This window comes from Sporosarcina sp. P33, from assembly GCF_002077155.1.
Classification (GTDB): domain Bacteria; phylum Bacillota; class Bacilli; order Bacillales_A; family Planococcaceae; genus Sporosarcina.
The window spans coordinates 2,562,330-2,578,772 of record NZ_CP015027.1; the positions used below are offsets into that span (position 1 = coordinate 2,562,330).

Consider the following 16,443-nt stretch of genomic DNA (forward strand, 5'->3'; position numbering starts at 1 on the left):
CGATTAGGCAGTCCCGGGCTTGAAATTAGGGCTCGTTAGCAATGAGAGAACAGGTCTCGGCCCGTTCTTTCATAAGGTGACAGACGTCACGAACTAGGGTGGTACCATGAAAGCTTTTTCATCCCTATGTAAAGAAACTAGAATTCTTTGCGTGGGATGAGAGGGCTTTTTTTTAGGAGAAAATGTCAATGGCCATTATATAGATGAAAATTGTAAGGAGGAGTTCAGTATGAGTGCTGAAGTACAAGAAATGCAGACTGCAGCTATGCCGAAGGAACAATCCAAAACCAAACCCGCAGATGGTTCTGCAATTTTAATTCAATCGCTTAAAGAACAAAATGTTGAAATAATCTTTGGATATCCTGGAGGTGCCGTTCTTCCAATTTATGATGCGCTATATAACGATCCGATTCCGCACGTATTAGCACGTCATGAACAAGGCGCTATCCATGCGGCGGAAGGATATGCACGGGTATCCAGAAAAACTGGCGTTGTTATTGCCACATCCGGACCGGGTGCAACAAACTTAGTGACGGGAATCACTGATGCCATGATGGACTCTCTGCCATTAGTTGTTATAACCGGCCAAGTGGCAAGCACAGTCATTGGATCGGATGCGTTCCAGGAAGCGGATATTATCGGTATTACACAGCCTATTACCAAACATAACTATCAAGTGCAAAGCGTGTCGGACATCCCGCGCATCATGCGTGAAGCATTCCATATTGCTTCCACTGGAAGACCGGGGCCGGTTGTTGTCGATATTCCGAAAAACGTCGCAACAGATATCTTTGTTCCTGTCGAAAAAGAAGACAAAGAAGTGAATTTGCCTGGATATCAGCCAACGACTACACCTAATTATCTGCAAATTCAAAAAGCCGCAAAAGCTCTGTCAAGTGCAAAAAAACCAATGATCCTTGCGGGAGCAGGTGTACTGCATGCAGGCGGTACAGCGGAGCTGAAAGAACTTGTCGAAACACATCGTATTCCGGTTGTTAATACGCTGCTTGGCTTAGGCACAATCCATGGCGATCATGAATTATTCTTCGGAATGGCAGGAATGCACGGAACAGCTACTGCAAACTATGGATTGAGTGAATGTGATGTACTGTTGAACGTTGGCGCTCGTTTTGACGACCGTCTGACAGGCAATCTGGAATCATTCCTTCCTAATGCACGCGTGATCCATGTGGATATAGATCCAGCTGAAATTGGAAAGAACGTCCCAACTGAAATCCCTCTTGTATCCGATGCAAAAGAAGCACTTGCTGCCTTGCTGAAAGCAGATTTTAAATCACCTGATACAGCAGAGTGGGTAGAATACTTAAAGGGATTGGATGCACAATATCCGCTTTGGTATGAAACAGATGAAGATGCGCTGCTGCCGCAGCAGGCGCTTGAGATCGTCCATCGCCTGACAGAAGGGGATGCTATCGTCACTACAGATGTCGGGCAGCACCAGATGTGGACAGCACAGTACTATCGTTTCAATAATCCGGATAACTGGGTAACATCCGGCGGACTTGGAACAATGGGCTTTGGTTTCCCGGCTGCAATCGGTGCGCAGCTTGCAAGACCGAAAGATCGTGTCATTGCAGTTGTTGGAGATGCCGGTTTCCAAATGACAGCACAGGAACTTTCACTTCTTCAAGAAATGCGTCTTCCGGTCAAGGTCATCATCTTGAATAACGGTGCACTTGGCATGGTGCGCCAGTGGCAAGAAACATTCTACGAAGAACGTTACTCTCAGTCACTTGTCCCAGTGCAGCCGGACTTCATCAAACTTGCGGAAGCTTATGATCTAAAAGGGTACCGCATCAACAATTTAGAAGAAGCGGAAAAAGTATTTGCAGAGGCGCTGCTGTCTGACGAACCGGCCCTGATCGACTGCCGTGTGAAACAGCGTGAAAACGTCTATCCAATGGTGGCGCCAGGGAAAGGATTACAAGATATGATTGGAGTGAGTCCTCAGTGAAACGAATCATTACAGTAACAGTAATTAATCAGAGCGGTGTCTTAAATCGTGTAACGGGACTTCTTATGAAGCGCCAATTCAATATTGAGAGTATTACTGTAGGAGCTACGGAACAGCCGAATAGATCAAAGATGACATTCCAAGTTCACGTAGAAGATGAAAATAAAATCGAACAACTTGTAAAACAGCTGCAGAAGCAGATTGATGTTATTACAGTGAAAGATATAACTGACAAAGCAATCGTTTTGCGTGAGCTGGCGCTTGTAAAGGTGATCTCACCTCCACAGATTCGCTCTGAAATGAACAGTATTGTAGAACCTTTCCGTCCGACTATAGTCGACTCAGGAAAGAATGTTGTAACGTACCAAGTAACGGGTGACCCAGATAAAATCGAAGCATTTATCGATTTGCTGAAACCATATGGCATCAAAGAACTAACACGAACTGGCGCAACCGCCTTTGCGCGTGATATGCAAAAAGTTCAAGCACCACAGTTATCTATTTTAAAACAGTAATTCACACACACTTAGGAGGAAATTAAAATGACAAAAATGTATTACAACCAGGATATCAATGAAGGACTATTAGAAGGTAAAACAATCGCAATTATCGGGTACGGTTCACAAGGTCACGCACATGCGCGTAACTTGAAAGATTCAGGATTTAATGTAGTAGTAGGTGTTCGTCCAGGTAAATCATTCGACCAGGCAAAAGCAGACGGACTTGAAGCACTGCCTGTTAAAGAAGCATCTGAAAAAGCAGACTTGATCATGATCTTGCTTCCTGACGAAAGACAAAAAGCAGTTTACGAAGCAGAAATCGAGCCTGCTCTTGCTAAAGGCAAGTCTTTGATTTTCGCTCACGGATTCAACGTACACTTCGGTGAAATCAAACCGCCGGCTGATGTAGATGTATTCCTTGTAGCTCCAAAAGGACCAGGACACCTGGTTCGCAGAACGTTTGAAGCAGGCGGCGGTGTTCCAGCATTGTTCGCAGTATACCAGGACGTTTCAGGCCAGGCTAAAGACGTAGCTCTTGCATATGCAAAAGGTATCGGATCTGCTCGCGGCGGAGTTTTGGAGACAACATTCGAAGAAGAGACAGTTACAGATCTTTTCGGAGAGCAAGTAGTTTTATGCGGCGGGTTAACTGCACTTGTAAAAGGCGGATTCGAAACACTTGTAGAAGCAGGATATCAGCCTGAACTTGCATACTTCGAAACATTGCACGAAGTTAAACTAATCGTTGACTTAATGTATGAAGGCGGATTAGCTGGAATGCGCTATTCTATCTCTGACACTGCAGAGTGGGGCGACTTCGTAACAGGCCCGCGCATTATCGACGCAGATACAAAAGCTCGTATGAAAGACGTTCTTACAGATATCCAATCAGGCAAGTTCGCTAAAGAATGGATTGCAGAGAACGAAAACGGCCGTCCTAAATTCAATGCGATCGAAGAAGCGGAAGCTAAGCACCAAATTGAAGAAGTTGGACAAAAACTTCGCTCTATGATGCCTTTCATTAACGAAGGAGCTAAATCAAAAGAGGAGGAAGTGGTAGCGAGTGAGAAAAATTGATATTTTCGATACAACACTTCGCGACGGTGAGCAATCTGCAGGTATTAATCTAAATACAGTAGAAAAGTTAGAGATCGCTCGTCAGCTTGAAAAACTTGGGGTGGCAGTCATTGAAGCAGGATTTCCTGCTTCATCCCCGGGTGATTTTGAAGCCGTTCAACGCATTGCCAATACAGTGAAAAATTCCACTGTCACCGGCCTGTCGAGAGCGATGAAGAGTGAGATTGACATATGCTGGGAAGCTTTACGCGGCGGCGAACAGCCGCACATCCACGTATTCTTGGCAACTTCACCCATTCATATGGAATACAAACTGAAAAAGACGCCAGATGAAGTAGTGGACATTGCAGTAGATTCAGTCAAATATGCCAAAAAGTATTTCCCGCTCGTTCAATGGTCAGCAGAAGATGCTTTCCGTTCAGAACCTGAATATCTTGTGCGTATTATCAATAAAGTGATTGAAGCAGGAGCTACAACGATCAATATTCCGGACACTGTCGGCTATGCAACACCTGCTGAATACGGTGCTCTGTTCAAGTATTTGAAGGAGAATGTAACCGGAGTAGAGAAAGTGAAGCTTTCAGCTCATTGTCACGATGACCTTGGAATGGCGGTAGCCAACTCCATTGCGGCAGTTGAAAACGGTGCGGATCAAGTGGAATGTACAATTAACGGTATCGGAGAGCGTGCGGGCAATGCTTCATTAGAAGAGATTGCTGTTGCTATGCATATCCGGAAAGACTTTTACAACATGGAAACTGGCATCAACTTGCAGGAAATCAAACGTTCCAGCCAGCTTGTCAGCCGGTTGACAGGAGTAGTCATCCAGCCGAACAAAGCAGTCGTCGGAAAAAATGCATTTGCCCATGAATCCGGTATACACCAGGATGGCATGCTGAAAAACCGTCAGACATACGAAATTATCACCCCTGAATTAATTGGGGAAACTGATATTCCGTTAGCGCTTGGCAAGCATTCAGGACGCGCAGCATTTAAAGATCGGGCAGTCACTATGGGGTTTGACCTGACTGATAACCAATTGAAGGAAGCATTTGACGATTTCAAAAAATTAGCGGACCGTAAAAAGGAAATCACAGAAGACGATTTGTTTGTTCTGTTCACAGGCCAGCAATTGTCCGACACGGATACACCGATTTACGAATTGCATAACGTGCAGGTACAATACGGAACGAATAATATTCCGACAGCTACCGTTACGGCAACCGTACCAAGCGGAGAAACAGTTACCGTGGCAACGACCGGTGCAGGTTCTGTTGAATCAATTTTCAACGCGCTGGAACTGGCGATTAAAGGTGAAGTACTCATTCTCGATTATCGTGTAACGTCGATCGGCAAGGGCCGCGATGCACTGGGAGAGGCAGTCGTCAACTTAAGCTATAACGGACTCGAGCTGAAAGGCCGTGACGTAGCGCAAGACGTATTAGAAGCGTCAGCAAAAGCTTATTTGAATGCTATCAACCGCCAGCTGGTTCGCGAACAACTGCGGAAGCAAGAATTATTAAACTAAGCATCAAAAACCAAAGGGATAGAGTATTCGATCGAGTGATACGAGATTGATCAAGGAGGAGAAGTTCTATGGAAAAGAAAGTAGCAGTATTACCCGGTGACGGCATAGGACCCGAGGTAGTGGCAGAGGCAGTCAGAGTTTTGGAAGTGATCGGCAGACGCTTTAATCATACATTCCATACAGAATATGGATTGATTGGCGGAGCAGCAATTGATGAGAAAAATGATCCGCTTCCTAAAGAGACAATTGAGTTATGTGAATCAAGTGACGCTATTCTCCTGGGGGCAGTGGGCGGACCGAAATGGGATCAAAACCCGTCTGAACTGCGTCCGGAAAAAGGGTTGCTTGCAATACGTAAACATTTTGATCTATTTGCGAACCTTCGTCCTGTTGCAGCTGTGCCTTCTTTGATCCAGGCTTCTCCTTTAAAAGAAGAAATCGTCAAAGACGTGGACATGATGATTGTTCGGGAATTAACCGGCGGATTATACTTTGGTAAACCGAGCCGCCACACAGATCAATCAGCTGTTGACACACTTGTGTATACGCGTGAAGAAATCGAACGTATTGTCGACAAAGGTTTTGAACTGGCCCGCCTTCGTAAAGGCAAAGTAACTTCTGTGGACAAAGCGAATGTGCTCGAATCCAGTAAGCTTTGGAGAAAAATCGTTGAAGAGAAGAAAGCAGAATACCCTGATGTGGAAGTGGAACACCAGCTGGTGGACTCTGCAGCGATGAAATTAATTACGAACCCTGCATATTTCGATGTAATCATTACAGAGAATATGTTTGGAGATATTTTGAGTGATGAAGCATCCGTCATTACAGGATCACTTGGATTATTGCCTTCAGCAAGTGTCCGCGCAGACGGATTAGGATTGTATGAGCCAGTGCACGGTTCAGCTCCGGATGTGGCAGGACAGGGAATCGCAAATCCGGCGGCCACAATTCTGTCAGTTGCTATGATGCTGAAGTATTCATTTGGATTGGAAACAGAAGCAGCAGCTGTTGAAAAAGCGGTTAACACTGTATTTGAAGAAGGTCACTTCACGGCAGATTTGGCTGGTAAAGACCAGCGTGCGCTGACGACAAAAGAATGGACAGATAAAATTGTGGATGAACTGGATCTTCAGTTCGTTTCCAACAGTATTATGTATTCATATATCTAAAAATTTTGACAATATAATCTCGGCCTGACTGGCATCATAGGGCATACCGAACTTGGTGAGCCCTTTGTGCACAGGGCAGACTGGGTAATGGATTAAGGGCTGAACAGATATTCTGGAAACGGCTTGGAAGGAGAAACAATTATGGCAAAAACAATTATAGAAAAAATTTGGGATCAGCATATAGTACATGAAGAAGAGGGAAAGCCGGATCTATTATACATCGATCTTCATCTGATTCATGAAGTGACATCACCGCAGGCATTTGAAGGCCTGCGTCTGGCAAACCGCAAAGTGCGCAGACCGGATCTGTGCTTTGCGACAATGGATCATAACGTTCCGACAAAAAATTTGCCGGTCATTAATGATCCGATCGCCAAAAAACAAATTACGACTCTTGAAAAAAACTGTGAAGAGTTTGGGGTACAATTGGCTGACATGGAGCACCCCGATCAGGGAATTGTGCATATTATCGGTCCTGAACTTGGATTAACACAGCCGGGAAAAACGATTGTTTGCGGTGACAGTCATACTTCTACACACGGAGCATTCGGTGCTATTGCGTTTGGTATCGGAACAAGTGAAGTAGAACACGTATTGTCCACACAAACACTTTGGCAAAGCAAACCAAAAACAATGGAAATCCGTGTAACAGGAAAGATTGGTTTTGGGGTGACAGCTAAAGACATCATTCTTGCGATTATTTCAAAGTTTGGAATTGGTGTCGGAACAGGTCATATCGTCGAATATACAGGCGAAGCAATTCGTGCACTGTCAATGGAAGAACGAATGACGATTTGTAATATGTCCATCGAAGCAGGAGCGAAAGCTGGTTTGATCGGTCCTGATGAAACAACAATTAACTACTTGCGCGGACGCCGTTATGCTCCTCAGGGTGAAGAGTTTGAAGCTGCGGCTGAACGCTGGCTTGCGCTAAACACGGACGAAGGCGCAAAGTTTGATCAGGTGCTTGAAATCGATGCAGAGGAAATCGAGCCTTTCGTTACATGGGGAACGAACCCATCCATGGGATCCGGTATATCGGCAAGTATCCCTACGTCTGCGGATTATACTTCCGAAACAGATAAATCAGCACTTCGCGCGGCGCTGGACTACATGGGTCTTAAAGAAGGAATGCCGCTGACAGATATAGAAATTCAGCATGCATTCATTGGTTCATGTACGAACGCACGTCTGAGCGATTTGGAAGCGGCAGCAAGTGTCGTAAAAGGCAAACATGTACATCCTTCCGTGACGGCAATCGTCGTTCCTGGTTCACGTACTGTGAAAAAACAGGCAGAAGATATCGGTCTTGATAAAATCTTCATTGATGCAGGCTTTGAGTGGAGAGAATCAGGATGCAGTATGTGTTTAGCAATGAACGACGACGTGGTGCCTGCGGGTGAACGCTGTGCATCCACATCCAACCGAAACTTTGAAGGACGCCAAGGTGCGGGTTCACGTACACATCTAGTCAGCCCATCCATGGCCGCAGCGGCAGCAATTGCCGGACATTTCGTAGACGTCCGTAAAATCCAGGCCGCTGTGCATAATTAAGGAGGGATATTCAGATGGAACCAATTAATAAAATAGAGAGTGTTCTCACTCCATTAGATAAAAATAACGTAGATACAGACCAGATTATCTCAAAAGAATTCCTGAAGCGTATTGAGCGCACGGGATTCGGAAAATATTTATTTTACCACTGGCGCTTTAATCCAGATGGCACAAAAAACGAAGATTTCGTGCTGAATGATCCGCGATATGACGGCTCAACTATTTTGGTGGCACATGAAAACTTTGGCTGCGGTTCATCCCGTGAGCATGCGCCGTGGGCAATTTTGGATTACGGTTTCCGTGTAGTCATCGCACCGAGCTTTGCTGATATTTTCTATAGCAACTGCTTTAAGAATGGGATTCTGCCTATTAAGCTCTCCGTAGCAGAAATTGATGAGTTTTTACAAAAAGGCAAAGAAGCACCTTATAAATTGACGGTCAGCCTGGAAGATCAAACGGTAGCGGGCGAGGACGGTTCTGAATATAGTTTTGATATTGACCCGTACTACAAAAAAATGTTGCTGAATGGCTGGGATGAGATATCTCTGACGTTCCAATACGAGGATAAAATTTCAGAGTACGAACAAAAACACGCATAATGTAAAACGGTTCATTAGACTGACCTAGCGATATGAGACACATATAAAACACCATGATTAGGCTGCTTTGACACCATATTTTATCGGTGTCAGGTAGCCTAATTTTTCTTGGATACGTTCTTCATTATAATAATTTAAATAGGCAATTACTCGTTCAACTACAATATTATTGCGTAATGAATTAAATTTAACGTATTGAAATTCTTCAGATTTCAGACTCGAATGAAATGATTCAATCACCGCATTGTCCCAACAGTTTCCTCGACGTGACATGCTGCCGATCAGGTCGTTATCCTTGATATAGGCTTGATACGCGTATGACGTATACACACTCCCTTGATCCGAATGTATAATCACTCCTGTGGGGTGGTTTCTCGCAGCTAGTGCCGCCTTTAATGTGTCAATTACGAGTGGTGTCTGTTGATGGTCGTATAATTTGTAAGCAACAATTTCATTATTGTATAAATCCATAATGGTTGAAAGATATTTTGTCGTACTACCATACTGGATATAGGTGATGTCGGTTACCCACTTCTGATTCGGTTCACTAGCTGTGAAATTACGTTTAAGAAGATCTGGGGCAATTATGATACTTTCCCCTTGAGATTTCCACTTTCGTTTAGGCTTGATACGACACTGTAAGTTATGCTTTTGCATGAGGCGTTGAACCGTATTGCGATTCAATTCTATGTTGTATTCCTGCTTTAGAAATGCTTTGATTTTTCTATGTCCATTCCGATATTTAGTGCGTTTACACAATTCTATAATAGCCTCCTCTTCCACTGAAAGAGACTTATCCGTTTCCTCCAGACGCCACCTATAGTAGGTAGCTCGTGGTACTCCTAATGCGGATAAAATGGCTGTTATTGTATACTTCTTTTTTAGTTTTTCCACAATCTGCAGAACTATTTCTTTCTCAATCTCCTTTCGATCTCCATGTACTTTTTTAGAATCTCATTCTCCATTTTTAAATGAGACATCTGTCGTTCTTTCTTGTCCGCTTCACTCGAAAGTTCTGGCCCATGACCGAAGGTATATTGTTTACCTATCGGTTGATCAAAACGATATATTTCATTTGCACGATACCATCTCATCCAGGTTTCAATCTGGGATTTATTTTTGACTCCGTGCTTCTCCATAATTTCTTTAGTTGTTAATTCCCCACTCAATTTATCTTTGACAACTGCCCATTTTACTTCGCTTGAATATACGTTTTTGCCCACGCAAAAACACCTCCGTTGTAAGTACTTTTTACAAGTGTACCACTTCGAAGGTGTTTTATATTGTCTCAAAAATTTAGGTTAGCCCACATCGCTTTCTGAGCGTGAACCGTTTTTTTGCATGTTTGTAAAATTCGCAGTATAAAAACGATGTGTAATGAAGGAATTACAGAAACTTTGAAACTTTATTCGAATTTATGCGTCTGTACGGCGGGCGAGGATAAATTAGGAAATCATTCATTTTACAGCGGACAGCCAAATAAAATGGCGGTTATGCTATAATTGTCGAAGTAAACCGCATACTAAAATGGAGAAAAACAAAAATTGGAGTTGATTTAAAAACATGTTGACCGGATCGAAAAAGAGAATATTCGCGGTTGCGGGTTCTCTTCTTATTGCACTGTTCGTCTTATTCACTTTTCTTCCGTATGATGCGAAGGCGGAAACAGTGGACCAGCGCTTTTCTGACATCAGCAATGCGTACTGGGCTAAAGATGAAGTAACTCAACTCGTGGAAGAGGGAATTATTAATGGTTATCAAGATTTGCAGTACCGTCCGGGGATCAGTATCAAACGGGGACAGGCAGCAAACTTACTGACCGCCGCGCTAAAGTTGCCCGAAGCACCGTATCAGCCGATATTTAAAGATGTCAGTTCGAAATCTTCCCACTTGCGGGGTGCCATGTCTACTTATCAAGAGGGCATATTTAAAGGTAAGCCGGATGGCAATTTCGGAGTCAGCGATGAACTGACGCGTGAGCAAATGGCGAGCGTGCTGGTGAATGCATTTAAACTGAAGGATACAGGTGAAGAAGTTCGCTTCACAGATGAACATAAAATCAGTGAATCGCACAGATACGGCGTAAAAGTTCTTATGCAGCATGGCATTACAACGGGTAAAGAAGATGGATCATTCGCTCCGAAACTCCCGGTTAACCGTGGTTCATTCGCCGTATTTTTACATAGAGCAATGATTCAGTCAGGATTGCTTGAAAAAAAGCAGCCGATTACGTTCAATAAAACACAAACTATGGGGAAATTCGAGCCCATCCGTTTTAATCAATTTTTGACAGAAGTGCCATTGACAAAAGAAGGACAGACGTACTTGCGCTCCAACCACTTCCTGTCATTAGCTGCAAAACGTGTAAAACCCCATGGACATGCTACGGACCATGAATACGTCTATGGCGTCAGTGACAGAAAGAACACAAGAGTCACTGTAACGAAACGTGAATTGCCAAACGGTGATTATTTTACATTTGTAGAGCTGCGCAATCCTGACCGTTTGCCGCTCCGTGTTGATTTCGTACGAATCGATGAAGGGGTTACAGCGAACAAGATGGAGCGTTTCGACAAATTCCCAATGAAAAAAGATATTGACGATACATTCGGATTTGATATTGCAACTTCCCCTGTCGGTGTCCTGGAAACTGTTTCACAGCAAGGCACCGGACAGCAAATGATTTCAAAAATGTACCGCTCCCGCGATCTGGAGATGAAGTACCGAAATGGTGCCATCAGCCGTACGCGTGAACTGTATGACGAACAAGAAACGTACAGCAATATCGTAATGGGGAATAACCGTGTATCCGTGTTTGAACTGCATTCAAGAGGATATGACATCGTTGACCATTGGTATCTGGCATCCGATCAGAAGCTGTTCTCAACAAGTGAAAGACTGGATTCCTGGCTGCGTGAATCCGTCGCGAATTATAAAAAGCGGAATAAATGGTATACAGCCAATGGACCGTATAATAAAATGGCAACGACCATCGAACCGATGCCCGCTTCAGGACGCGGGTACGGACGGAATTTACTTCTTGTAAAAGAAGACCGTGTCATGCTGCTCTATAACCAGACAGAAGAACGCTACTACGAAGATATTCTGCATAACGCGTTTACGAACCTGTCTATTTTCAGGGGCAATAAAACGTATTGGGAAACTGAAGTAACGAGTACGTATCTGCAGCATTTATACAACTTCACGGCACCATTCGTCGATACGCGCTTCAATGAGCAAATTGCATTATTCCTTTATAACGGCGGGAGTGCATTTGGCCATAAAGATTACAACGAAGGTTTGCGCAACTATGCTAACCTGCTGGTGCAGCAGCATAAAAAAGGCAATGTGAATGCGTTATCTTCTACTGCCTATTATATTCCGGATTACTTCCCGGCTAAACAGCAGGTGAAGACCCACACATCAATGAACCACTTGCTTGGCGGCATGAACATCCTTCTGCTTGCCTTCCAGGAGTTCAAAGATCCAGTGTACTTGGAAAATGCGAGCGCAATTGAAAAAGCCATTCGCTTTGAAGAGAAAAAGTGGACGCGTTCTAACGGGGATATTTGGTATAAGCGTGCGCCGAACGGTCAATTCTCAGGAACGGACTATGTTCATTTGACATTGGAAGACTTGATTCATTCCTATGAAATGTGGATGCAAGTCGACCAGTCGAAAGCGAAAGTATTCGAGCGGATGATTAAATCGAAGGCAGGCTATTTAAACAGTACGAAAAAAGGGTATACGACAAAAATTAAAAAGGGACTGGAACGCATCAACATGTCCAATCTGCTGCCGGCAGGTCCCGAATATACAGATGCATTGTAAGGAAAGAACACCATCTCCGCAAGTTGGAGATGGTGTTTTTTAATGGATAAAGCCGGCAGTAGATAGGGCAGACAGACAATGGTTTTTGAGTTTATTTCATGGGGCGCCTGGCAGGTGAATGAGCGGTGAACGAAGGGTTATGATCGCTTGGCGGGTTTTACTGATCGGTTAGGAGAGGCTATTGATCGCTTGATTGCTTTAATGATCGGTGAACAGTTATGTATGAGCGCTTGCTAAGTTTATTGAGCGGATGGGCTGGCTTGCATTCGGACAGAGCAGGCGAATAGGCATTTGTCCGGAAACCGGTCCATAAAAATACCCCATTTCCAGTGTAGGGAAATGGGGGAGCCGGATATTAATTGATAAGTGTAACCAGGTCGGAACGGATCCAGCCGTATGGTTCGCTGTTTTGCTGTGTGCCCGGGTTTGCATCCATGCGCACTTTATACCAAACAAAGCCGTCTGCACTTGTGGTGCGGTCTGTGACGACAAGTGGATAGCCGAATGCTGCCAGATTACCCGGATGTTTTGGTTTGTATGAGAATAAAATATTGCCTGCATTCAATGCTTGCGGGCTTGTCCGAATGTTGACTGCTGTATTGCCTGTGTAAGAGATTACGGCCAATTGCGCCTGATTTGCATCTTTGCTTCCGAGGAACTGATCGATTCGCCACATGTGACCGGCAATTTTGCTGCCCCAGAAAGGATCAGATGCATACTTCATGTTGAAGCCGACTGCTTTATTTCCCGGTGCTGCCCCATTTGCATAGGCGCCGAACGGGTTAGCGTAGTTCAAATTAATGTAACGGGTAATGAATGCATCGACGCTTTTTGTCGGATTTAAGTACACTTCGCCTTTATCCGGAGAGGAATCAAATACACGGATTCCGAAGATATTGTTTTTCTGTTGTGCATTCGTGCTCATGCCGTAGTCACTTTCATGTATAGCTGTCGCTAAAATAAACATCGCATTGACATGATGCTGTTTCTCCATTTGTTTCACATATGTTCCTAAACCGATTAATTTTGATTTAGAGGATGCGTTTTTGTAACGGGAGATCCCTGTTTTTTCTCTAGCTGTCAATGCATTGGCAATGAAACGATTCAGTTCTTGGCCTGTGTAGGAAGTAGGCTGACGTACGGACTGGAACTGGAAGTACGGGTAGTACGTAACTGATGCTGTGCCGTTTTGTTCCTTGAAATGCACGCCATCATTACTTAAATAAGTTTGTCCTTTTTTCATCTCAGATGAAGCGGGGCCTACTGTGTATTCCGCGTAACTGCCTTTGTATTGTTTCGTCTTGGAATCGTATGTACGATAATAAGGCTGATGAACAAGCAGTCCGTCATTTGTAACTTTATAGCGGCTTGCGCCTGTTGAAAGCAGTGTAGGGATCAGGTCGACTTCTGCATGTTTCGCATAATATGTATAGCCGCCCACTTCCACTACTACTCGTTCCGGACTGCTGCCGATATATTCAAGTTCATAGCCTTTCTGTATATATGTCACTTCATTTTTCAGTGCAGGATCGCTGTACAGTGACGTATATTGCTTAGGGTTTTCTGCTGCAAACGCCTGACCGGACTTCATTTTAATAATGTTATTATTAATGGAGATTGCCTGTACTGCAGAAGATGCATTATATGCCGCCAATGCATCTTCAAAACTCATGTACGATTCATCTGTAACGTTCAACTGACTGTTTGAAACTGCGCTTACTTTATGCACTTTAGGGTTGTCGACACTGCCTGTATTTGCCGGCGGACGGGTACTGCCTTTACCGTCAGCTACTGCAAACATTCTGAATAAAAATGCTGAAGCATGTGCAATCGTTGCGTTACTTGTCGGTTTGAAATACCCTTGGTCGCCGCGTATGATATGTAACGAGGAAGCAGACGATACAGCGGGTACGAAATTCGGCGAAATTTTCTTGCTGTCTTTAAACTGTACAGTAGCTGTATTGACCGGGATATCCAAGAAGCGGAATGCTTTAAAGATCATTCCTGCCATCTGCTGACGGGTAATTTGCTGGTTCTCTTTAAATGTGCCATCAGGGTAACCTGCCAAAATCCCGGCGCCCGCTGCATTTTGAATTTCAATCGTGCGGGAATGGTTTGCTTTCAAATCCTTAAAGGTATACCGTGACGAAGCGGGCAAATCAAGCGAACGTGCCAAATACGAAGCGAATTCTCCGCGGGTAACTGCACGATTCGGGTAGACATTGCCTTTTGCATCAGTTTGAATTACGCCTTTGTTCACCCAAAATTTCAGCTCTTCTTGCATTTGATGCCCCGTGAAATCATTGGCGTTTGCTGTCGGAGTGAAGACAGGGGAAGCGGCCAGTAGTAAAAGCGTCAGTAATGTAATCAAACGTTTCAAGTCAAAACCTCCTATAGTAATCTCCTGCTATTGTAGCAGAATGTACTATCTTTGATAAGTTACATTTGGTATATTAATAGACTATTCTTGTAAAAAAAGTTTGGAAAGATGCTAAAACGGGTAAATGTATGGGATTTTCAGAAGGGGAATCCGATAAGATATCTCCCTGTAATTGACAAATTATAATTATTCGAAAAGATGCAACGAAAGCTCTCCCTATTCCGTCATGGATAGTGATATAATGCAACAAGGAACTAGCAAGCGCAGAAAGGGTTTTATAGACTAATGAATATATGGAAACAGCGATTGGAAAAACAATCTACAATTACCTTACTGGTTGCAGTAGCTGTCATGCTCATCGCATTGCTGCTGCCTTCAAAAATAGCTTTGCTTGGAACGGCCTTATTCTTCCTTATTTTTTCTATTCTTCAGCCTCAGCAGAGCATTCTGTTTTTGGTCATCTATATCAACATCCGTCCATTTTTGCTCGAAGTAAACAGCGGAGTAAAATTAATAGGAGATTTGATTACTTTTGTCGTATTCGCGTGGACACTGTTTCACTATCGGTATAATATACGTGCTTTATTTACATTTAAATGGTTTGAATGGGCATATTTCGCCTTTATTTTATTCGGTTCGGTTATAGGATTGATGCAAGATGTAACGATTACGGCCGTCATCTTCCAAATCCGGACTTTTGTAATTATGTATCTTCTTTATTATGTAATTTCAAGGATGGCGCTGACAGACAAGTGGCTGCAGCAGCTCGCATGGGTAACGGTCTGGGTCAATATTGTCATGTCGTTTCATGGGTTAGTGGAGAAGCTGTCGCTGCGCCAATTGCTTTTGCCGGAAGAGTGGAAGTATAAAGTACTGTCCGCCACGAATGCTGTCCGGATTTATGGGCTGGCGGGCAATCCGAACTCTCTCGCCTTATCATTGTTCTTTGGTATTATTGGAGTTATTTATTTACAGCATGTCTATCAGCACAATAAATACAAATGGACGTTCCGCGTATTGCTGGTCTTATTCTTCGGCATTTTAATTTTGACGTATTCAAGGGGAACGTGGATTTCAGCAGTGACATTTGGCGCTGTATTTATTTTGATGACGAGAAAATGGTATTTACTGAAACGGCTGGCCGTTGCAGGCATCGCCTCAATTATCCTGATCTATTACCCAATTAACCTTGCTGTGCAATTTATACAGGAACTTGGCGTAGAAATCGAGCAGAAGCCTGATGGCGCGGGAAGTATCGGGGGACGCTTCGGGGAAACATTCGATGAAAAGAACTTAGCTCTAATGACGGAAAGCGGCCGATTCTATTATATCCGAAAAGGCTTTGAAATTTTCGGTGATCACCCTATAACAGGCACAGGGTTCGGCTCATTTGGCGGATCCGCCACATTATCCTATGGATCACCCATCTATGCTCACTACGGAATCAGTTCAGACATTTATGGCGGAAAGTATTTCTATTCCGACAACCAATATATTCAAGTCATTGCTGAAACTGGCGTGGTTGGGGTACTGATCTTTGCCGTATTCTTGCTCAGCATGTTGTGGCTATTCTGGAAATCACGGCATACAAATTTCGGAGTCTTCATGATTGCCCTCTGGTTTTCAACGGGTGTCTCGGGTATGTACTACAACATCTGGGAATTGAAGATGTATACACTGTTTTACTTTATATTGCTTGGAGCATTTGTCGCTCTTGGCAAACACCAGCCACCTTCCTCAAAAACTGCGAACGGATAACCTTCCGTCCGCAGTTTTTTCTTTTCAGAAAGCGGAACGTGTTGATCGCCGTTGCGTGCTGCTTGATCATGC

Annotated in this window: 11 protein-coding genes; 9 read left to right on the forward strand and 2 right to left on the reverse strand. The window is 43.9% G+C overall.

Annotated features, from left to right (window positions below):
* Window positions 1-229: 229 nt before the first annotated feature.
* The 7 genes from ilvB (at window position 230) to leuD (ending at window position 8,402) form a co-directional block, all read left to right on the forward strand.
* Entirely contained in the window at window positions 230-1,975 is a 1,746-nt protein-coding gene (gene ilvB / locus SporoP33_RS12575) for a biosynthetic-type acetolactate synthase large subunit (RefSeq protein WP_081244034.1), read from the forward strand.
* A complete protein-coding gene (gene ilvN / locus SporoP33_RS12580) occupies window positions 1,972-2,490 on the forward strand; it encodes an acetolactate synthase small subunit (RefSeq protein ID WP_081244035.1) in 519 nt (172 codons plus the stop codon). The genes ilvB and ilvN overlap by 4 nt, the downstream gene beginning before the upstream one ends.
* A 27-nt stretch (window positions 2,491-2,517) precedes the next feature.
* Entirely contained in the window at window positions 2,518-3,552 is a 1,035-nt protein-coding gene (gene ilvC / locus SporoP33_RS12585; protein WP_081244036.1) for a ketol-acid reductoisomerase, read from the forward strand.
* Window positions 3,539-5,080: a 2-isopropylmalate synthase gene (locus SporoP33_RS12590; protein ID WP_081244037.1), complete on the forward strand. Its 1,542-nt coding sequence runs from the start codon at window positions 3,539-3,541 to the stop codon at window positions 5,078-5,080. The genes ilvC and SporoP33_RS12590 overlap by 14 nt, the downstream gene beginning before the upstream one ends.
* A gap of 68 nt (window positions 5,081-5,148) precedes the next feature.
* Window positions 5,149-6,249 (forward strand): 3-isopropylmalate dehydrogenase, encoded by a 1,101-nt coding sequence (gene leuB / locus SporoP33_RS12595; protein ID WP_081244038.1) that lies wholly within the window; start codon window positions 5,149-5,151, stop codon window positions 6,247-6,249.
* Between the two features lie 141 nt (window positions 6,250-6,390).
* Window positions 6,391-7,803, forward strand: coding sequence for a 3-isopropylmalate dehydratase large subunit (gene leuC, locus SporoP33_RS12600; RefSeq protein WP_081244039.1), 1,413 nt, complete (start codon window positions 6,391-6,393; stop codon window positions 7,801-7,803).
* 14 nt (window positions 7,804-7,817) lie between these two features.
* Entirely contained in the window at window positions 7,818-8,402 is a 585-nt protein-coding gene (leuD, locus tag SporoP33_RS12605; RefSeq protein ID WP_081244040.1) for a 3-isopropylmalate dehydratase small subunit, read from the forward strand.
* A gap of 57 nt (window positions 8,403-8,459) precedes the next feature.
* On the opposite strand, the gene SporoP33_RS12610 is transcribed toward leuD, so the two are convergent.
* Window positions 8,460-9,625 (reverse strand): IS3 family transposase gene (locus SporoP33_RS12610; RefSeq protein ID WP_099662801.1). Its coding sequence is split into 2 segments (ribosomal slippage): window positions 8,460-9,349 and window positions 9,349-9,625, totalling 1,167 coding nucleotides; the frame shifts between segments, so codons are not numbered across the junction.
* Between the two features lie 340 nt (window positions 9,626-9,965).
* Between SporoP33_RS12610 and SporoP33_RS12615 the strand changes: the two genes are divergently transcribed.
* Window positions 9,966-12,233: an S-layer homology domain-containing protein gene (locus SporoP33_RS12615; protein ID WP_081244041.1), complete on the forward strand. Its 2,268-nt coding sequence runs from the start codon at window positions 9,966-9,968 to the stop codon at window positions 12,231-12,233.
* Between the two features lie 355 nt (window positions 12,234-12,588).
* Here SporoP33_RS12615 and SporoP33_RS12620 read toward each other — a convergent pair whose 3' ends face one another.
* Window positions 12,589-14,613 carry an S-layer homology domain-containing protein gene (locus SporoP33_RS12620; RefSeq protein WP_081244042.1) on the reverse strand — a complete coding sequence of 675 codons (2,025 nt, stop codon included), beginning with the start codon at window positions 14,611-14,613 and terminating at the stop codon, window positions 12,589-12,591.
* Window positions 14,614-14,898: 285 nt separating this feature from the next.
* Between SporoP33_RS12620 and SporoP33_RS12625 the strand changes: the two genes are divergently transcribed.
* The gene (locus SporoP33_RS12625) at window positions 14,899-16,371 is read left to right on the forward strand and encodes an O-antigen ligase family protein (protein WP_081244043.1); all 1,473 of its coding nucleotides are present in this window, start codon (window positions 14,899-14,901) and stop codon (window positions 16,369-16,371) included.
* Window positions 16,372-16,443: the final 72 nt, after the last annotated feature.